14 protein-coding genes are annotated in these 20,276 nt (G+C 41.2%); 10 read left to right on the plus strand and 4 right to left on the minus strand.

Annotated features, from left to right (window positions below):
- Positions 1 to 142: 142 nt before the first annotated feature.
- The 4 genes from L884_RS22415 to L884_RS0119060 all read left to right on the plus strand — a co-directional run bounded on the left by L884_RS22415 (position 143) and on the right by L884_RS0119060 (position 3,885).
- On the plus strand, positions 143 to 427 hold the full coding sequence (locus L884_RS22415) for an HU family DNA-binding protein (RefSeq protein ID WP_037411206.1): 285 nt from the start codon (positions 143 to 145) through the stop codon (positions 425 to 427).
- Positions 428 to 429: 2 nt separating this feature from the next.
- Positions 430 to 723, plus strand: a complete 294-nt coding sequence (locus L884_RS22420) for an HU family DNA-binding protein (RefSeq protein WP_037411208.1) — start codon at positions 430 to 432, stop codon at positions 721 to 723.
- Between the two features lie 596 nt (positions 724 to 1,319).
- The gene (codB, locus tag L884_RS0119055) at positions 1,320 to 2,585 is read left to right on the plus strand and encodes a cytosine permease (protein ID WP_028768982.1); all 1,266 of its coding nucleotides are present in this window, start codon (positions 1,320 to 1,322) and stop codon (positions 2,583 to 2,585) included.
- A 10-nt stretch (positions 2,586 to 2,595) separates the two neighbouring features.
- The gene (locus L884_RS0119060; protein WP_028768983.1) at positions 2,596 to 3,885 is read left to right on the plus strand and encodes a cytosine deaminase; all 1,290 of its coding nucleotides are present in this window, start codon (positions 2,596 to 2,598) and stop codon (positions 3,883 to 3,885) included.
- Positions 3,886 to 4,231: 346 nt separating this feature from the next.
- On the opposite strand, the gene L884_RS0119065 is transcribed toward L884_RS0119060, so the two are convergent.
- On the minus strand, positions 4,232 to 4,570 hold the full coding sequence (locus L884_RS0119065; RefSeq protein ID WP_028768984.1) for a DUF3703 domain-containing protein: 339 nt from the start codon (positions 4,568 to 4,570) through the stop codon (positions 4,232 to 4,234).
- Between the two features lie 344 nt (positions 4,571 to 4,914).
- Between L884_RS0119065 and cmoM the strand changes: the two genes are divergently transcribed.
- Positions 4,915 to 5,712: a tRNA uridine 5-oxyacetic acid(34) methyltransferase CmoM gene (gene cmoM / locus L884_RS0119070; protein WP_211239216.1), complete on the plus strand. Its 798-nt coding sequence runs from the start codon at positions 4,915 to 4,917 to the stop codon at positions 5,710 to 5,712.
- Between the two features lie 368 nt (positions 5,713 to 6,080).
- On the opposite strand, the gene L884_RS0119075 is transcribed toward cmoM, so the two are convergent.
- Positions 6,081 to 6,722 (minus strand): protein disulfide-isomerase, encoded by a 642-nt coding sequence (locus L884_RS0119075; RefSeq protein ID WP_037411210.1) that lies wholly within the window; start codon positions 6,720 to 6,722, stop codon positions 6,081 to 6,083.
- A 170-nt stretch (positions 6,723 to 6,892) separates the two neighbouring features.
- The gene (locus L884_RS0119080) at positions 6,893 to 7,945 is read right to left on the minus strand and encodes a hypothetical protein (RefSeq protein ID WP_028768987.1); all 1,053 of its coding nucleotides are present in this window, start codon (positions 7,943 to 7,945) and stop codon (positions 6,893 to 6,895) included.
- Between the two features lie 463 nt (positions 7,946 to 8,408).
- On the opposite strand from L884_RS0119080, the gene L884_RS0119085 reads away from it, so the two are divergent.
- Both L884_RS0119085 and L884_RS0119090 read left to right on the plus strand, forming a co-directional pair.
- Positions 8,409 to 10,796 carry a U32 family peptidase gene (locus tag L884_RS0119085; RefSeq protein WP_028768988.1) on the plus strand — a complete coding sequence of 796 codons (2,388 nt, stop codon included), beginning with the start codon at positions 8,409 to 8,411 and terminating at the stop codon, positions 10,794 to 10,796.
- A 343-nt stretch (positions 10,797 to 11,139) separates the two neighbouring features.
- The gene (locus L884_RS0119090) at positions 11,140 to 13,527 is read left to right on the plus strand and encodes a Lon protease family protein (protein ID WP_028768989.1); all 2,388 of its coding nucleotides are present in this window, start codon (positions 11,140 to 11,142) and stop codon (positions 13,525 to 13,527) included.
- 63 nt (positions 13,528 to 13,590) lie between these two features.
- On the opposite strand, the gene L884_RS0119095 is transcribed toward L884_RS0119090, so the two are convergent.
- The gene (locus L884_RS0119095; protein ID WP_028768990.1) at positions 13,591 to 14,511 is read right to left on the minus strand and encodes a manganese-dependent inorganic pyrophosphatase; all 921 of its coding nucleotides are present in this window, start codon (positions 14,509 to 14,511) and stop codon (positions 13,591 to 13,593) included.
- A 348-nt stretch (positions 14,512 to 14,859) separates the two neighbouring features.
- Here L884_RS0119095 and L884_RS0119100 point away from each other — a divergent pair, with 348 nt between their 5' ends.
- The 3 genes from L884_RS0119100 to L884_RS0119110 all read left to right on the plus strand — a co-directional run bounded on the left by L884_RS0119100 (position 14,860) and on the right by L884_RS0119110 (position 20,016).
- On the plus strand, positions 14,860 to 15,195 hold the full coding sequence (locus tag L884_RS0119100) for a PBPRA1643 family SWIM/SEC-C metal-binding motif protein (RefSeq protein WP_028768991.1): 336 nt from the start codon (positions 14,860 to 14,862) through the stop codon (positions 15,193 to 15,195).
- A 451-nt stretch (positions 15,196 to 15,646) separates the two neighbouring features.
- Positions 15,647 to 16,843, plus strand: coding sequence for an efflux RND transporter periplasmic adaptor subunit (locus tag L884_RS0119105; RefSeq protein ID WP_028768992.1), 1,197 nt, complete (start codon positions 15,647 to 15,649; stop codon positions 16,841 to 16,843).
- Positions 16,840 to 20,016, plus strand: coding sequence for an efflux RND transporter permease subunit (locus tag L884_RS0119110; protein ID WP_028768993.1), 3,177 nt, complete (start codon positions 16,840 to 16,842; stop codon positions 20,014 to 20,016). The genes L884_RS0119105 and L884_RS0119110 overlap by 4 nt, the downstream gene beginning before the upstream one ends.
- Positions 20,017 to 20,276: the final 260 nt, after the last annotated feature.

The following is a 20,276-nucleotide window of genomic DNA, read 5'->3' on the forward strand; positions in this document are numbered from 1 at the left end:
CAAGCTTGCTTTTATTTAATGTAACAGAGGTTGGGTTCATAAGGCGCTTCTGTTCTGATTTTAATTTTACTTATCTAACTCGATATATAAAACATTTCTTTTTTATTATTTAAATAGTTAAGACTTTAGCCAAGGAGGGAGCATGGTTAATAAAAATCGCCAAGATTTAATTGAATATATTTGTAATCAACTTGACGGCTACACTAATGAGCAAATAGACAAGATGAGTGATCACTTGTTAGATGACATGCTTTGCCTTGCTATGTCAGGACGACCTGTTCACTTAACAAATTTGGGGCAATTAAAGCAGGTAGAGAAAACAGCGAGAGTTGGTCGCAACCCTAAAACCGGAGATTTGCATACGATTCGAGCTAGAAAACGCATTGTGTTTTCCTTTGTTAAAAAACTCAGAAAAAAGGAAATATGAATATGTTGAACAACAAAGTGTCGATTGCCGAACTTGCTGAACGTCTGGCATTACGATTTAACATCGCGCAAAACGATGCCGTAACCATTGTAAAAGCGACGCGAGATTTTTTTATCGACAACATTAGCGCTCAAAACCGCATCGTGATTAAGCGCTTTGGCTCGGTTAAATATACTAAAGTTTTGCCTTATGAAAGCCGTAATCCATTAACCGGGGAAAAAGTGGTAACAAAGCACAAGTCAGTGCCTAGGTTTACTCCCGTGAGAAGCACTATTAGGTATATCGACGATAACTAAAGACTTACGCACAATTGAGGGTTGAGGTAATGTCAATCGACAATAAGGCTTTTGGTCTAAATCAGATGCCAACTAAAAAACAAGTTAAAAGATGGCTATGGATGATTAACTGTTGCGACTCTGAAGCGGTTATCATTCATGGAAAAAACCGATTAAACATGTATTTTTTGAATGTATCGGATGCTGAAAAATTCGTTGAACAGTATAAGCAATCACCTTGACGGTGATTACTCAGGAATTGCGACTTTATATAAATCAATGTCAGCATTAAGCATTAGTTTGAACTTGAGCGGCAGAAGTGCTGAGCTGACTGATTATACTAACTGGGTTGGTCAAAACTTACGGTTAATGGGAGTATTTGGTTAAGTTACAAGATGAAAGATGTAAAGTAGAAGAAACTAAAGTCACCATTATTATTCACTTTAAAAATACAGCTGTATTGATTTGTAATCGCTGGCAGTTATTTGCTTGACTCTGTATTCGTTGTCACTAAAATACGCGCCGTTTGCCTGAAATGCAGTACCTAAGCACCCTTTTTGTGTTGATTGCTCACCTGGTAAGCCGTGTATTTTCTTTATTTAATCCAAGGACAATAAATGGCAAGCGATAATAATTATAGTTTAAGCCCTGTGCCTATTTCGGCACGTAAAGGTGTGTTATCCCTAACAATGGTTATGTTAGGTTTGACCTTTTTTTCAGCGAGTATGTGGACAGGAGGCACACTCGGTACTGGCCTCTCTTTTAATGATTTTGTTCTTGCGGTTCTCATTGGTAATTTAATTCTCGGTATTTATACCTCTTTCCTCGGTTATATCGGCGCCCAAACAGGGCTTTCAACTCACCTCCTCGCTCGTTACTCTTTCGGCCTCAAAGGCTCATGGTTACCCTCGCTACTTCTTGGTGGCACTCAAGTTGGTTGGTTTGGTGTTGGTGTGGCAATGTTTGCAATTCCAGTTCAAAAAGCCACTGGCATTGACACTAATCTACTGATCATCATTTCTGGTCTGTTAATGACCTTAACTGTCTACTTCGGCATTGGTGCCATTATGATCCTTTCAGCAGTTGCCGTGCCAGCTATTGCACTGTTCGGTGGCTTCTCTGTGGTTCAGGCTGTCGATTCAATGGGCGGAATGCAAGGTTTAATGGCAGTAGAGCCAGAAACCCCAATTGGATTTAATACCGCGTTGGTACTAGTAGTCGGTTCATTTATCTCGGCCGGTACGTTGACGGCTGACTTTGTGCGCTTCGGTAAAAATCCAAAAACAGCTGTATTTGTCACCATGTTTGCGTTTTTTATTGGTAACTCATTAATGTTTGTCTTTGGCGCTGCGGGCGCGGCTGCCACCGGTCAAGCTGATATTTCTGAAGTGATGATGGCACAAGGGTTACTGATCCCGGCAATTATTATTTTGGGTCTTAATATTTGGACTACTAACGACAATGCACTTTATGCCTCGGGCTTAGGGTTTTCAAACATTACTGGTTTGCCAAGTAAATACTTGTCAATTTTTAACGGTGTTATTGGCACGCTTTGCGCACTATGGCTATATAATAACTTTGTTGGTTGGCTGACCTTCTTATCTGCTGCCATTCCTCCAATCGGTGGCATCATCATTGCGGATTACTTGCGTAACCGTGACAAATATAAAGATTTTACTCACGCTAAGTTTTCCAGCGTCAATTGGGCCGCCATAACAGGCGTAATTATTGGCGTTCTGGCTGGCCACCTACTACCAGGCATAGTACCTATCAATGCGGTATTAGCCGGTGCGGTTAGCTACCTATTAATTGACGAACTGCTAAAACGTGTGACACGTCAGCAAGCAGTTAAATCAGATTGTAACAATGCAACCAATGCATAAGGAAACCACCATGTCATCAGCAAGTATGTTGATTAAAAATGTGACACTTAACGGTCACGAAGGCCTGCAACAATTGTTGATTGAAGACGGCAAATTCACGGCTATTAGCCCAATGACCACTAAACTTGAACATGCTGAGTCAATTCAAGTTATTGATGGTGAAGGTGGAATGGCGGTTGCTCCATTTTGTGAGCCACACGTACACTTAGATACAACCCAAACTGCAGGTGAACCAAGCTGGAATATTTCAGGTACCTTATTTGAGGGCATTGAACGCTGGGCTGAGCGTAAGTCGATGTTGTCGATTGAAGATGTGAAAGCACGTGCAAAGCAAACTCTTAAATGGCAAATCGCTAACGGTATTCAGCATGTTCGTACCCATGTTGATGTATCTGATCCTACGCTTATTGCACTTAAAGCCATGCTTGAAGTAAAACAAGAGATGAAACCTTGGGTTGATATCCAGATTGTGGCTTTCCCACAAGAAGGTATTTTGTCTTACCCAAATGGTAAAGAGTTACTTGAACAAGCGGTAAAACTGGGTGCTGACGTTATTGGTGCTATTCCTCACTTTGAGTTTACCCGTGAATATGGTGTTGAATCGCTACATTACGTATTCGAACTTGCACGTAAGTACGATCGTTTGATTGATGTGCACTGTGATGAAATCGATGACGAACAATCACGCTTTGTTGAAACCGTTGCAGCGCTTGCTCATAAATACAATATGGGTGAGCGTGTAACCGCTAGCCACACAACGGCGATGCATTCTTACAATGGTGCTTATGCTTCGCGTTTATTCCGCTTGCTTGGAATGTCTGGTATCAACTTTGTGGCAAACCCACTGGTGAATATTCATCTGCAAGGTCGTTTCGATGATTACCCGAAACGCCGCGGTATTACCCGTGTTAAAGAGATGCTAGCTGCTGATATTAACGTTTGTTTTGGTCATGATGACGTTTTTGATCCTTGGTATCCACTGGGCACAGCTAATATGTTGCAGGTTCTGCACATGGGATTACATGTTTGCCAAATCATGGGTTACGAGCAGATCAATAATTCGTTAGAGTTAATTACGACTAAGTCTGCTCGTACTTTGAATATTCAAGACAACTACGGCATTGAAATAGGTAAGCCGGGCAACTTGTTGGTATTGCCTGCCGATAATGGCTTTGATGCAGTACGTCGCCAAGTGCCTGTACGCTACTCAGTACGTCAAGGTAAGGTGTTGGCTGAAACTAAAATTGCCCAAACTCAGATCCACTTAACTGATGTAGAAGACGTGACTTTCCGTCGTTAAATACAGATAGAGTTTACAAACTAAATCGGTCCATAACCTTAAATGATTATTCTGATCAGCACGAGGTTATGGACCTTTTTATTAATGCTCTTTGCCAGCATAAACTCACATTGGTACGGTTTGCCCTGCTCGCTCAAAGCCTAATGATTGGTAATACCAATCAGTACAAGAATTTGCTCAACTCAGAGCGGTTTTTGGCAAACTAATTCAAGGCGAATAGCTGCAATAATGGTTGTTCCCTTATAAAGCTAATCAACGCAGAAGTAGGCAGCTTACTTGGATCACTAGATCTTGTGCAATATTCGCGACCATTTTTTACCTCTGAAACCCTATAGGCTGCTTGCAGCTAGGGTTTTAAACTGTTCTGCAGATCCTTTGGAATTGGCATAGGCTTTAGCGGATTAACATTAGTCCCACCTGTATTTCCTAAAGGCACCCAAATTTTCGAAAATATAACCGAAGCAACTATGCGGCTGCATTGACCAAACACCTCTTTAGGCGATCTTTGTTGCCAACCAACTTTGAGCATCCACCAATGAGTGCGAGTATGAGCCAAGGTGTAAGACTGGCCGAGAATATGTGCTCGTTCTAAATGATAAAATGCGTCCTCCAGTTTATGCTGTTGGTACTGTGCAATGGCTTGCTGCATTTCAGAGTCAAAGGCATTTTTTAGTTTTTGGTGCACGTGCTCTCCGTTAGATTCATTATTAACTGGGGGTTGTATTCAACAAATGCTTTTTGCATAAACAGGCGTTAAATATGAATGGTAAAAACTATAATCCCGAGATATTTTTAACTTTTATGCATCGGTGTAGATATTTATGCAATCCTTGCGTGATAACTGGATTGAGTTTATCACCTCTTTGTTTGCACTCATAACAGTTTATTTTGTGTCGTTTCGCTATTTAAGCATTCGAAGATGTTAATTATACGCCTGCTATGAGAAAATCCGCGGCCGTGGATTTTAGTGGCTTTTGGCCAGTTGTTTTTGCGACTGATAAAGCCCTCGCAAATGTATAACGAAAGAAGATGGCAGTGAAACAAGATAGAAATTTTGACGACTTAGCCCATAAATTTGCTGCAAGTATTTATGGCACAGCAAAAGGCGAAATAAGACAAACCGTTGTTTGGCAAGATATTGAAGCTATTTTGCAGCAGTTACAGCCTGATGATAATCACAAAGCGGCACTTACAGTACTCGATGCAGGTGGTGGTTTAGCCCAGTTATCACAGAAAATTGCAACACTTGGTCATCAGGTAAGCTTATGTGATTTATCCAGTGAAATGCTATCACTAGCAAAACAAGATATCGCTCAAAATAACTTACTATCACGCTTTCAATTCATTCATAGTCCGGTGCAACAGGTTGCCGAACACTTAGAGGGTGCCGTTGATTTAGTGTTATTTCATGCGGTAATGGAGTGGCTAGCAGAGCCGCTTGCAGCACTGAACAGTTTATGTAATCAGGTTAAAGTCGGCGGCATCATTTCGGTGATGTTTTACAACTATAACGGTTTATTGTTTAAAAACCTGATCTGCGGCAATTTGAAACATATTGAACAAGGTATGCCCCACCGCAAAAGGTTTAAGTTACAACCACAGCAAGGCATTAAACCTGAGTTAGTTTATCAGTGTTTGCAGCAGGCAGGTTTTGAGATCTTGGGTAAAACAGGCGTACGCACTTTTCATGACTATATGCAAAACCACGATATGGGCCACTTTAGTTTCGAAGAAATTGTCGCCATGGAACAAAAACTTTGTCGCCAAGAACCTTTTTTATCTTTAGGGCGCTATATCCATGTATATGCGCGTAAAAAAGCAGTGTAATAATCAAAAATTACCAGCTCTATTAAGCTGGGATTAACCTATGTTTGCTATGGTAAAAAAAGACCAGATATCGGCTAGTTAATAAGGGTTACCTAGAAGGCGTTTAACAATTTAACCCACAAACTAGTATGCGATAAGTTCGATACTTGGCGTTATACCAAGTGAACGCTAATGATTGTGGGATTAATTGTTAAGAGGTGACTGCATGCTCGATACGTTGTTGATACTCAAGTGGTTTGGTTTAGTGGTGTTTTATGTAGCGTTAGTTAGGATCTGCTACAACTAACTTTAGGCGGTTTTTATAGTAAGCCTATTGAATAACCTTGAACCATAGCAAGGCAAGGTTATTCAATTACAGACTTAAGTGGTTAGCCTTCTAATGCCGCTAACTCTTTGCGAACAGCTGCCACGACACCCTCTGGAGCCGATAGATGTTGCGAGTGATCGATAAAGATTGCTTGATCACCGGATGTCATCACTAATACCGGAAATGCATTCGTACCAATTGCTTCACCAATTTCTGCAATACCAGCTAATACACTCTCCGCTTCGTGACTAAGTGCATCTTTAAATACCTTATTTGAAGGTGAAAGCTTGTATTGGTTGATAAGCTTGTCAAAATCGGCGCGAGTTTCAAATGAGTTGCCAGCAACAAAATGCTGTTGCTGGATCACCTGGAGTAATTCAAACTCTTTACTTGCTTGTTTAGACTGTACCCAAGACATGAAGTTAGCGACTTTGATTGACGATACTTTTTGCTTATTTTGGGTTAAGTAGTTGTCACCAAAAACCACTTTACTTAGCTTACTCACCTGCTCTATTTGCGCTTTTTTAGGTGCGTCAGAGCCGTTAAAGTGAGCACAATGTAGTAAATGCAGATCTGAAAACTCAAAAGCATTGATTAGTTCAGCAACCACCGGGGTGGTCGCATAACTCCACGGGCAGTGTGAGTCATAAATGAAGTAAAGCGTTAACGGATCTTGATGTTTGTCTTTCTGATTAGCTGGCATTTACTGAAATCTTGTTGGTTTTTACGATGCTGCGATCCTAAGTGCTTTATCGAATTTATTCAAATAGCAAATACACTGGTGCGTTTAATTTTGCAGCAAAAAGACACAAAAAAAGGAAGCCTAGATATTGGCTTCCTTTAAAAGGTTTACTTTAACTTAATCGCTAAGTCTTAGGCTGGCTCAGTGTTATTGCTCATCTCGGCTGTCACGCCGTGCCATTGATAGTGATTATTCGGTTTTTTGGTTACCACGCCTGCGGCAAACATCTTAGCAAAAATCTCATCTACCTCTTCAGCGCTAATATCCAAATATTGGCTTACTGCACGTTTAGTGCAATTGACACGTTTATCAGCTAACACATCAATCACTTGTTCGTACATTGTCTTAGGTTCTGCTTCAGGCAACTGCTTAGGCTCAAAATGTGGAATATAATCTGTCCCTTCACTGTGTAAGCGACGATAAGCATCAAGAGTAATTGGCTCAAGCTGTTGTGATTGTTGTTTGAATCTTTGTCTAAATCGGTTTTCTTCACCAATCAAACCGACGAAAAATGCGGCAAAGAAATCTAACAGTATTGATAAAAATACCACCAGCCCTAGTTGAGCCGTTTCTGCTTTAATATTAAGAGATTGCGCTAAACTCTCAATTAAGCCAACAATAGAACCTTGACTTACAACCGGTATGTTATCACGTTGCATTGCTAGTTTTTGCTGCTGTTCACGGAGAATATTGTTTTCTTTTTGGATGCGCGTAACACCTGTGGCGATACGTTCCATCTGAATGTATTTTTCTGCGGCTACATTATTAAGCTCAATTTGCTTATCAATAGCGGCAATTTGCATGTTGAATGCGTTAATTTTACTTTGCTGCACTTGCACATGTTCTTGAGCTTTGTTGGTAGCACTGTTAATACCGCCAATTGAACCACCAATTGAAATGGCCGCAAGTACGGCGTAAAAACCCAACGCGGAAAACATGCCAAATATGTTTTTACGTGCGTATCGCTCACCGACTTCATACCAAGCAAAGAATTTACCTAATTCGAATATCACAGCTAAGCCACCAAATAGCAGTTGCATAACTGGATCATCATCAATGGATAAGAACAGCAGTAATGAAAAAATTATCGAAGCTAAAATTGAAGCGCCAGTAAAGCTATAAACGCTCCACATAGCAAATCGACCTTTAGGGAAACGTTCAGTGAGATTTTGATTGTAAAACATAGTGGACTTCTAAGTGAAAACAGATGATATTCCGAGTAGTAATTACTTGAGAACAAGAACATTTAGCTTACACTAATCCAGATGAATACTCTTTAAAAAAACTAATGTCTACGATCTTATGCGTATAAATCCAGCATAAATTGTATTAATGCTAACCAATTGGCTTTAATACCAGAAAAACCAAACATTTTACTCTGTTTACCTCGCCTGATGATGTGTAACTAAATACGATAAAACCGCAATATTGGATTCGATATCCTAATGGACTCTCTCAGTTGACTAGCTAACTGTTTGATGTTTGCTTGTGGATCAGTGTCATAGTTTAGAAAAATAGATTTTGCTGACATAGATAAGACTTCGGCTTATTCATACAATGTACGCCTTGTCTTTAAAAACTTCGTGCGAAATACCTGTTTTGCCACACTGCTTTCCAATAAGTTAGCTGCCCGTGTTTAGGAATAATATGAAAGATCTTGAATTACTCGCCCCCGGTGGTGACATTGCGTCTATTAAAGCGGCGATCATTGCGGGTGCCGATGCTGTGTATTGCGGTCTAAACAGCTTTAATGCCCGTACCCGGGCAGAGAATTTAAGTTTCGAAGAATTACATGGCTTGCTACGTATTGCCCATAAACATGGTTGTAAGTTGTTTCTAACATTAAATATTATTGTGTTAGAGCACGAGTTACCCGCACTACTTAAGTTATTAAACCAACTGGCAAATACCGCAATTGATGGGGTTATTGTACAAGATCTAGGGCTGTTCTACTTATTAAAGCAGCATTACCCAAGCTTAGACATTCACGCTTCTACCCAAGTTACCACCCACAATACCGGGCAGCTAACGTTTTTAGCCAATTTAGGTGCGTCTCGGGTTAATCTATGCCGTGAATTAAACCTTGAAGAAATTAAGCTGATGTCAGATAAAGCCCATAGTATGAATATGCTGACAGAGGTGTTTGTACATGGTTCTAACTGTATTGGCTTTTCTGGTGTTTGCTATTTTAGTTCAGCATATGGCGGCAACTCTGGTAACCGTGGTCGTTGCAGCCAACCTTGCCGAGATCAATACCAAACCACAAAAGTAGGCGCGCAGTACCCATTAAATCTAAAAGATAATTCAGCCTACGCCGATTTGGCTGCACTTTATGCTGCTGGGGCGGACTCCCTTAAGGTTGAAGGCCGAATTAAGAAATATCATTATGTACATCGAGTCATCGAAACCTGGCGTAATCAAATAAATCGCTTACGGGATGGATTACAGATCAGCAGTGATAAAAAGCCGCTGTTTACTGTGTTCAATCGAGATTTTTCTAATGGTTATCTACAGGGGGCCATTGGTAAGAGCATGTATATCGACAACCCTCGTGATCATGCCGTGCAACACTTTAGTAAAATCACTTCACTAGCGCCAGCAAACGGGCTTGCTACAGTCGGCTTAGCACCTGCTGTTAATGTAAAAAAAGCGCTTTATGATGAGAAAACCCAGATTATTGAGGGTGTTGGTGAGCAGATCGCCCAGTTGAGTTTAGCTAAACCTGCAGTCAGCTTATTAATCAGTGGTAAGCTTGGTCAACAGTTTGCGATCCGTGTGCAAGTTCGCGAACATAAATACAGTTTAGATCTGCAACCTCAATGCCGTGAATTTACGGTAACTTCTCACTCTATATTGAGCGAGTCTGACAAATACGCGTTAACCGTAGAAGAGCTGACTAAGCGTTTTCAGGGGTTAAACAATTCTGAATATCAACTGGCTGAGCTAAATTTTGATCAGCTACAAGCTTCATTATTCGTGCCTTTTAAAGAAGTGTCAGAGATGAGGCAGCAAATCCTGATCGGCTTAAATCAAGGTAGATTACCGGTTGAGCCCGTGAGCTTAAAAGAGGTTCGCGCCAGATTAAGTTTGAAAGATTGCGTCAATGATCAAGCCGAGTCTGCCCAAGGATCGCAAAATGTAGCCGCTAAGCATGCTAAATTGGCGCTATTATTAACTAATCGCCAAGATTTAGTGTTGCTTGATAACCTTAAGCAGCAAGCTAAATTGCAACATAGCCCTACTCTGTCTATCTTTGCTTATTACCTGATCCCAGATGCTATAGCCGCACATAGTGATAAGCTGATGTGGATATTTAAGCAACAGCCCGATCTCATTCCTTGGTTTGGTGCGGTTATTATGGAACGGGATCTCGTTGCGGCAAAAGCCTTCTTAGAAAGTGTTCGGCCAAAACAGATAGTCACCAACAACACTGGCGTGGGGGTGCTTGCAAATGAGCTTGGCATTGATTGGATCGCTGGCCCCTATCTAAACATCAGCAACTCGCTGAGCCTCTATAGTTTGCAGCAACAAGGTTGTAGTGGCGCATTTTTATCAAATGAACTTAATTGCAAGCAGCTTAAAGCGATTAAACCACCTCGGGATTTTAGTTTACACTACAGCATTTACCACCCATTGATGTTAATGGTTAGCCGCCAATGTCTGTTTTTACAATCGTCAGGTTGCCGAAAATCTGTGATGGACCAAGAATGTTTAACTGTGTGTAAAAAGCAAACCCTGATTAACAAGCTAGATAATGAAGGGTTTGTTATCGACAAAAAGCGCGGTGAGTACAATGCGCTTTATAGCGAGCAGCACTTCTATAATCCACAGGTGTTGGTAGATCTTAAGCCTAAGTTTGACTCAGTATTAATAGATTTACGCGCAGTGCGAACACAAAGTGAGTGGCAAACTAATGTGCTAGATAGCTTATTAATTATCATCAAGCAATTAACCGCTACTGAAGCTGTCGACCTTGCATTACTGAACAGCTTAGTGACTAACACGACCCGAGCCCAATACTTAAAAGGGTTGTAGCAACTAACAAAAAATTGCTAACAAACTATTGAAAGCAATCGCTATCGGCTTTGATCGATTTAGACAGCTTTTGGCAAACTGATTTAACAGGAATAGCGGCATTAAGTCGCTATTCTGTTTTAGCTTGTGTTAACTGCGCTTAGATTCTGTTTTTTCTAAATAAATATGGGCAAAGTTAAACTGTTTGATTTCAAGTTAAAGCTATAATCGCAGGGTTTTGCTTAATTATTGCGCAAACAAACCCTGTTTTAGCTTAAAAATACCCCGCTTAGTAAAAAAACACGAAATATTGCCATTAACTGGTATAGAGTGGAATTATTGACAGTCATCAGGAGGATGTATTATGCCAATAAAACCTCTCAACAGCAGTAAGCTGTATCGCGCCTCAGCGCTAAAAAAATTATCTTCAGACTGTAAGTCAACCAAACATCTTGAACCACTTGACGAAATTGTTGGTCAGGCTCGAGCGCAGCAAGCCGTTGAATTTGCGCTCTCTATGAAAGAGAAAGGCTACAACATCTATGCGTTAGGCAGAAATGGCCTAGGTAAACGCACTATGGTGCTGCGTCATTTAAACAGACAAGCTCCAAATAGTAACGGTCGGACACTTTATGATTGGTGTTACGTAGTCAATTTCGATGATACCCGCAGCCCTAAAGTGTTAAAACTACCGGCTGGTCTGGGATTGACCTTTAAAAAAGATATCGAAAAGTTGATGGCTAAGCTGCTTAAGTCACTGCCCTTGGCGTTTGATAACGAAATGTATTATACCCGGGCTGATAAACTTAAGAATCAGCTTGCTGCCAAGCAAGAAGAAGCGCTATTGCTGTTAACCGAAGAAGCAAAGCGTCACCACGTTGGCTTGACGATTTCTCCACAGGGAAATTATGAACTGGTTGCACTAAATGGCGAAGAACCTCATTCGGAAGAAAGCTATTTAGCGTTGTCTGCAAAAGAACAAGACGATATGCAGGTGGCAATCTCAAAATTTGAAGCACAACTGCGAGGGATTGTGCGTCAAATTACCGTATGGGAAGAAGAATACGCTGAGAAGCAACAAAAGCATGATGAACAAGTCGCTGACGGAGTGTTGGCACATGTGTTTGATGCGTTAAAAGAGCAATATAAAGACCATCCAAATGTTAAGGCATATCTAAAAGCGATGCATAAAGACATTTTGGACAATCTCGATATCTTCTTAGAAGAAAGCGAAGAGCAAGCTGCCCTCGCCTATGCATCAATGTCGAAGAAGATGCCAAGGCGCTATCAAATCAACGTGTTAGTTTCTCAAACATCGCAGCAGCAGCCTATTATTGTTGAGGAAACGCCAAACTATCACACCATTTTCGGCTATGTCGAAAATGCAACGTACAAAGGCACGGTATTTACTGACTTTTCATTGATCCGTCCCGGCAGTTTGCATAAAGCAAATGGCGGTGTACTCATGATTGATGCAGTTAAAGTACTTGAGCACCCTTATGTTTGGGATGGGCTTAAGCGTGCACTGCGATCTCGCAAACTTAGCCTAACCTCGCTAGAGCGTGAGGTGACCTTATCGGGCACAATATCGCTGGATCCTGAAGCTATTCCACTGGATGTGAAAATCATATTATTTGGTGATTTTGCTACTTACAAACTTTTGCAACAGTATGATGCAGAGTTTACTGAATTATTCAGAGTTACTGCTGACTTTGAAGATAAAATGCCACGTACTGATAAGTCAGAAGCGCAATATGCGCAGTTTATTTCCAGCATAATTCACAGCAACAAAATGCTCCATTGTGATAAAAAAGCGATTGCACGCGTAATTGAATTTAGCTCGCGTCAAGCTGACGATCAAAACATGTTGTCATTGCATTCTGTCGATATCGCTAACCTATTAAGGGAAGCCAATTATTGTGCTCGCTCGGTCAACGCCAATATGATCCGTTTAAGTCATGTCGAGCAGGCCCTTGCCAATAAAGAAAAGCGGATCTGTCGCGCTAAAGATGATTTTATGCAGAGTTTTGTTAATGGCACAACTCTCATTAGTACATCTGGCTCAACGGTTGGTCAGGTCAATGCACTTTCGGTTATGTCTACAACAGATTACCAGTTTGGCGCACCTAGCCGGATCACCGCGACAACTTCTTTTGGTGAGGGGCGAGTGTTTGATATTGAACGTAATGTAGAACTCAGTGGCAGCATTCACTCTAAAGGAGTGATGATCCTAACCGCTTATATTGCTTCAATCTTAGGCAAAACGGATAAGATCCCATTATCGACTCACCTCACTTTTGAGCAATCATATGGCGGTGTTGATGGTGATAGTGCAACCATGGCAGAACTCTGCGCCATGTTGTCATCTTTTGCTGGTGTCGGGCTAAGGCAGGATATCGCTATTACCGGCTCTATGAATCAATTTGGTGAAGCTCAACCTATTGGCGGAGTTAACGAGAAAATTGAAGGTTTCTTTGATGTGTGTAAGATCCGCGGCCGCAAAGATAGCCAAGGTGTGATAATTCCGCAGTCAAATGTACATAACTTGATGCTTCGCAAAGATATTGTCGATGCGGTAGAAAAAGGAAAATTTCATATCTGGGCCATTAGTCATGTTAATCAGGCGATTGAGCTGTTAACGGATCTAAAGGTCGGCGCTGTTAACGCTAAAGAGCAATATCCAAAGAATAGTATCCTTGGGTTAGCGCAAGCAAGATTAAACGGTTTACGTGATAAAAACCCAAAGCAATAGTCAACAGCCAACAAAAAAGCCGAACATGAGTTCGGCTTTTTTATTCAATTCGGTTCGCTTAGTTTAAGCAAAAACGTCTTGTAATGGCGGTACAACTTGCTTTTTACGGCTTAGAACACCGTCTAACCACACTTTGTTGTTTTCTGACTTACAGTTATAAGCACTTTCAATTTTAGCTACATCGTCGCTGACGATTAGCATTTCTGAACCTTCTTTCATAATGTCAGTTAATAACAATAGTACGCTGTGACGATTACCTTCAGCCTTAAGTGCAGCGATATCAGCCTCTAACTCTGCTTTAATGTCGTCAAACACAGATAGGTCGATAACTTCTAATTGACCGATACCTACTAAGTTACCGTTCATGTTGAAGTCTTTAAAGTCACGCATCACTAGATCACGAGCTGGCGTACCTTCAACTGCAGACTTAACTTTAAACATTTCCATGCCTAATGCTTTGTAGTCTTCAACACCAGCAATTTCAGCTAGCGCTTCAACACACTTAATGTCTGCTGTCGTGCAAGTTGGTGATTTGAAAATCACTGTGTCGCTTAAAATTGCGCAAAGCATAATGCCTGCGATATCTTTCGGGATCTCTACGTTGTGGAAGTCGTACATCATTTTGATGACGGTATTGCTACAACCTACAGGACGGATCCAACACTCTAAAGGTGTAGAAGTGGTTAGATCGCCAAGTTTGTGGTGATCAACAATACCTACGATAGTCGCTTCTGCAATATCATCCGGTGCTTGAGTTAGCTCTGAATGATCTACGATATACACTTCTTCGCCAGCGTAGCTAAGCTTTAGCTCAGGTGCTTGAAAACCAAACTTTTCTAGAATGAAAGCGGTTTCAGGTGATACTTCACCTAAACGTGTTGCAACTGATGCTTCACCGATTTGGTTTTTTAAATGTGCAAGTGCGATAGCACCACAAATTGAATCTGAATCTGGGATTTTGTGGCCCACAACATAAACTGGCATAGTAAAACTCTCCTTTAATTTGCGCCGATTTTAACAAAGTTTTACCGGATGCGGAAATAGCAAAATGTCTAAGATATCCACTTAATTGACTAAAACTCGCTTTATCGAGCAATCTAGCAGCTTTCTAGTGAGTTATCAGGTTATTAAACGTAGCCTTATAAACACGAAAGCGAGTTGAAACAGACCTCTTGTAGCGTCCACCAGCGTAAATAGTAATTGGTTAAGTCACAATATGGCGAAAAAGGGTTCTAAAAAGCACTATCAATAATAGCTTAAGTACCACTTTAGCCGTTTTTGTAGTATAAGCTTGCCCTGAATTTTCCTTTTTCAAGATTGAGTACCATAGCAATGTCTGACAAATTCTTTTTTAAGGGCCGTAAAACGCCAAAGCCTAAGCATGAAAGCTATGGTTACAACACCAAACGTGAAGTAAAAGCAGGCACAGCCGAAAGCCCATTAACATTAACAGTGACGACAGCAGAAAGAGAAGCCGAAGTGCGTCAAATTGTAGCTGATAACAAGCTGGTGGCCGTGATCACTGTCGATCCTGAGCAAAGTGAGAATATCGTACAATTAGAAGGTTTATTAAATAGACCACAAACGACTCGCTTTGAAAAAACGCCTAACCGCAACGATCCTTGTGTGTGCGGTAGTGGTAAAAAATACAAAAAGTGTTGCGGTTAATGCCATTTCACTTTTAAAAGAAGCCCCTTAATGGGGCTTTTTTGTCTTCATAATTAATACTTTTGCGCCAGTCGCTTCATTCGCCCCTTTCTCCCCTCCACTTTTAGCAGCTAACTCAGAGACAGCTTTACATAAATTTAACTTTTGTTGAGCTAAATTATACTCTTTCTACTTAAGATAATATTTCCGTCTTCAAAATCTAAATAAGTCATATAATCAGCTTGTTATAAACTCTTTCCTTGGCTTTTGAAGCTAAATAGAGCAGCGTTAATACACTAGTAAGTTTTACAAACCTGTTCGTTAGTCACACCCGTTTACATTATTGAGATGTTACAACTAGTCAATTCAATTAACATATAGTCAAAACTATAATTAGCTTTGCTCATTTTTACGTTTTGAAGTAGTAAAAATTTGGGCATTGAGTTGAGTGCTTCAACAAGAGGACGTGTTTGTGGCTACCAAAAAACAGATTATTTTACCTTTCCTAGTCATCGCCGTCGGCGCCGCTGGCTTTGTCGGCATGTCGGCATTAAAAAAACCACCTGAAGAAAAAGAGGAGTTAGATACCACACCTCTGGTTTCGGTCGAAGCGGTCGAAATTAAGCCTATGAGCTTTGCCGTTAGCTCTTATGGCGTGGTTCATCCTAAGTATGAAACTGAGTTAGTGTCGCAGGTTAACGGTGAAATCGTTTATCTGTCTGAGCGTTTTGTTAAAGGCGGTTTCGTTAAAAAAGGCGATATTCTGGCAAAGATCGATCCAAGTGATTATGAAGCCGCGTTGATAGATGCCAAAGCTAATATGGCATCGGCCAGAGCAACGTTAGTGCAAGAAAAAGCCTTTGGTAAAGTAGCTGAAGAAGAGTGGAAACGTATTGAAAATGGTGTACCAACTGAGTTGAGTTTACGTAAACCTCAGTTAGCACAAGAAGTGGCTAAGCTTAATTCATCTGAAGCTGGGCTGAAACGAGCTAAACGAAATCTTGAACGTACGATTATCAGAGCGCCTTACGACTCATTAATTGAAGCAAGGAATATTGGTTTAGGTTCATATGTCAGCATGGGCACTCGCATCGGTAATGTGTTAAGTACCGATCATGCAGAAGTTCGTTTACCTATAGCCGACAAAGAGTTGCAGTTTTTAGATAATAAAGGCGTCGATTCACAAGTGGTATTAACCGGCGAATTCGCTGGTGTAAAACAGCAATGGCCTGCAAAAATTGTCCGTAGCGAAGGTGTTGTAGATAACACTAGCCGCATGACATATTTAGTTGCTGAAGTGATTGACCCTTACGGACTTAATTCTGATAACAGTGAGCTACGTTATGGTACTTATGTTACTGCGAGTATTGATGGCACTCATGCAGGGTTAGTCGCTGAAGTTCCGCGCCATTTAGTGGTAAATAATCAAGTTGCGACGTTAGACAGTGAAGGCAAGCTAAGATACAAAGACATCACAATTGTGCGCCAAATCGGCGCAAAGGTTATCGTTTCAGCTGGTCTTGAACAAGGTGTGAACCTTATTACGTCCGCACTTGATTATCCCCTTGAAGGCATGCAACTCGCGTTGCCTGATGACTCCTCTACAGATGATAAATCTGACGCTCCCAAAGCAACCCAATTAGCGATGGAAGAGAAGGATAAGTCATGATCGATACCAATAAAGGCATAATTGCATGGTTTGCACGTAACAGTGTTGCTGCAAACCTGCTGATGATTATCATCCTAATCGGTGGTTTGCTTACTGCTAACACGATTCGTAAACAATTTTTCCCGGCTGTTGAAATTAATTGGCTCGAATTTAACGCTGTCTACCCTGGCGCAGCGCCTCAGGAAGTAGAAGAAGGAATTACTATCAAAATCGAAGAGGCACTTGAAAGCGTACAAGGCCTTAAGCGTGTTATCACCTACTCTAACCGTAATATGTCGTCAGGCTATTTTAGAGTCGAAGATTCCTATGATCCTCAAGTTGTACTCGAAGAGGTAAAATCTGAAATCGATTCTATTTCTAGTTTTCCCGATGGTATGGAGCGACCAAAAGTAGAACGCATTAAGATCCGTCAAGAAGTCATGTATATGAGTCTGTACGGTGACTTATCGCAAAAGCAACTTAAAGATCTTGGTGAAAAAATTCATGACGAGCTGCTGCAACTGCCAAAAGTCAACATCACTGAATTTTATGGCGGCCTTGGATATGAGATTGCCATTGAGGTCAGTAAAGATAGATTACGTGAATTTGGTTTAAGTTTTAACGATGTAGCTGAAGCGGTTCGAGGTTACTCGCGCAACATGTCTGCCGGACAAATTCGCGCTGAAAATGGCTATATCAACCTCAGGGTTCAAAACCAAGCGTATGTAGGCTATGAGTTTGAGAGCCTGCCACTAATTACTCTTGAAGATGGTACCACTTTATTACTGGGTGATGTGGCAACGGTAATCGATGGCTTTGAAGAAGGCATTCAATACTCAAAGTTCAATGGTAAAAACTCGGTGACATTCTTTATTGGTGCCGCGAATGATCAAAGTCTTACCGATGTTGCCGATGTCGTTAAAGCCTATATTAAAGATAAGCAAGAAGTGCTTCCTCAAGGTGTAAAACTCGAGCCTTGGGTAGATATGACTTATTACCTTCAAGGTCGTCTTGATTTAATGCTCGACAGTATGAAAAGCGGTGCGGTGTTGGTATTCATCCTGCTTGCACTCTTCTTACGGGTAAGATTAGCATTTTGGGTAATGATGGGTTTACCAGTGTGTTTTTTAGGTACCCTACTGTTCATGCCGCTAGCTATGATTGACGTTACCATCAATGTGATAAGCCTGTTCGCGTTTATTTTAGTGTTAGGTATTGTCGTTGATGACGCCATTGTTATGGGGGAAAGCGCCCATGCTGAGTGCGAGGAAAAAGGCCAGCACATAGATAACGTTATTCGCGGAGTTAAACGGGTAGCGATTCCAGCAACCTTTGGGGTATTAACGACTATTGCCGCGTTTTTACCAATCACACTAGACACGGGCCCTTCCTCTGCCTTTGGTCAGGCAATTGGTTTCGTGGTGATCCTATGTTTAATCTTTTCACTTATTGAGTCTAAACTTATTCTGCCGGCTCATTTAGCGCGGATGAAACAGAAAACCATTGTAAAACCTGGTTCGAAAAACCCATTAGATTGGCTACGTAATCTGGTTAACTTCTTACAAGGTAAAGTCGATTCAGGCTTAAAAATACTCATCGTTAAGTATTACCGCCCCTCTTTAGAAGTTGCAGTGAAATATCGCTATACCGTTATTATGGTATTTATTAGTCTTATTCTTGTCTGTGCAGGGCTTTATACTGGCGGTTTGGTGCGCTTTATTGGTCAACCAAAAATCCCCCATGATTTCCCTCGCATTTCGTTTGAGATGAATACCGATGCGTCAGAACGCTCTACCTTAAGTGCAGCTTTAGCTGTTGAGCAAGCGTTGAAAAAAGTCGATTCTGAAATTGAAGCCGAATACGGCCAAAAAATGATTTCAGATCTACAAGTCGAGCTTAGAGGTAGAACTGCTGCAGAGATCAGAACCAAACTGGTTGATCCTGAAATTCGTCCTATTGATACTTTCGCGGTTGCGGAGTTATGGCGCAAGAATATGCCGTCAATTCCGGGCATGAAGTCTTTTTCAATCCAAGATAGTTTATTTGGTGGTGGCCGCGATGATGGTGACATTAGTTTCAGACTTGAAGGCAAAGATGATGCGCAATTAGTTGCTGCTGCAAAAGAGCTAAAAGCAAAACTCAATAGCCTCAAAGGTGTTGGTGATGTCAACGATAGCCGACAATCGAGTACCAAGGAGATCCAGTTTGAGTTAAAGCCATTAGCCAATAGCTTAGGATTGACTCTTGCCAATATTGCACGACAAGTAGGCAATAGTTTTTATGGTCTAGAAGCGCAACGCATTTTGCGTAATGGTGAGGAGATCAAGGTGATGTTGCGTTATCCAGAGGAGCAACGTAACTCTATCGCTCAGGTTTCTGATGTGATGATTAAAACTCCACAAGGGGCTGAGATCCCCCTTTCTGAAGTTGCCAATATTATTGTCACAGACGGAGTGAATAGCATCCGCCGTGAGAACGGTAATCGCACTATCAATGTGTGGGCCTCAGTTGATGCTGATCAAGCTGAACCATTTAAGCTAGCTAAAGATATTCGTGATAACTTTTTACCGCAGTTATTAACTAAATACCCGCGCGTAAAAAGTGAGGTTGCTGGTAACATTCAAGAGCAGCTTGATAGCGCTGATACTCAGCTAAGAGACTTCCTTATCTCTATGCTGGTGATTTACAGTTTATTGGCGGTACCTTTAAAGTCATATTCTCAGCCAATTATGATTATGGCAGTGATCCCATTTGGCATCATTGGCTCGGTGCTTGGGCATATGTTACTCGGTATCGATTTAAGTGCACTGTCTGTTTTCGGTATTATTGCAGCTGCCGGTGTGGTGGTGAATGACTCATTGGTGATGGTTGATTATATTAACAAGTCTCGTGAGTCTGGAGTGGCAATGAAGTTGGCGGTGCTAGAAGCCGGTTGCCGACGCTTCAGAGCAATTTTGCTTACCTCATTAACTACCTTCATTGGTCTAGTACCAATCATGACTGAAACGAGTATGCAGGCACAAATGGTGATCCCAATGGCAGTATCCCTCGCCTTTGGTGTTATGTTTGCAACTGTGGTTACCTTAGTGCTAATCCCATGTTTGTACGTAATGATAGAGGATATCAAGCGTATGATAGGTAGTAAGTCTCGTGTTGAAGAGCCTACGCCAACGACTGAAGCGGTTAGCGTGTAAGTGACATTATTGATGTACCTAAAAGCCTGAGCAATGCTCAGGCTTTTTATTTATCTTTTATTACAGTAACTATAAGAGCCCTTCAACTTATGCTTCGATTTTAAAGTGAGCTTCATTACATAAAAAGTTAACCTTAGAGTTTGTTACGTTATGAAAATACGTAGCCTAATGCCCTAAATCTAGCCGAGAGATAGCAGGCTTTAAACAATAGGAACCCTAGGGGTCAAAATGTTTCCCAATACGAAAAAAGGCTTCTATAA

The sequence above is a fragment of the Shewanella fidelis ATCC BAA-318 genome, from assembly GCF_000518605.1.
In the GTDB taxonomy this organism is placed as follows: domain Bacteria; phylum Pseudomonadota; class Gammaproteobacteria; order Enterobacterales; family Shewanellaceae; genus Shewanella; species Shewanella fidelis.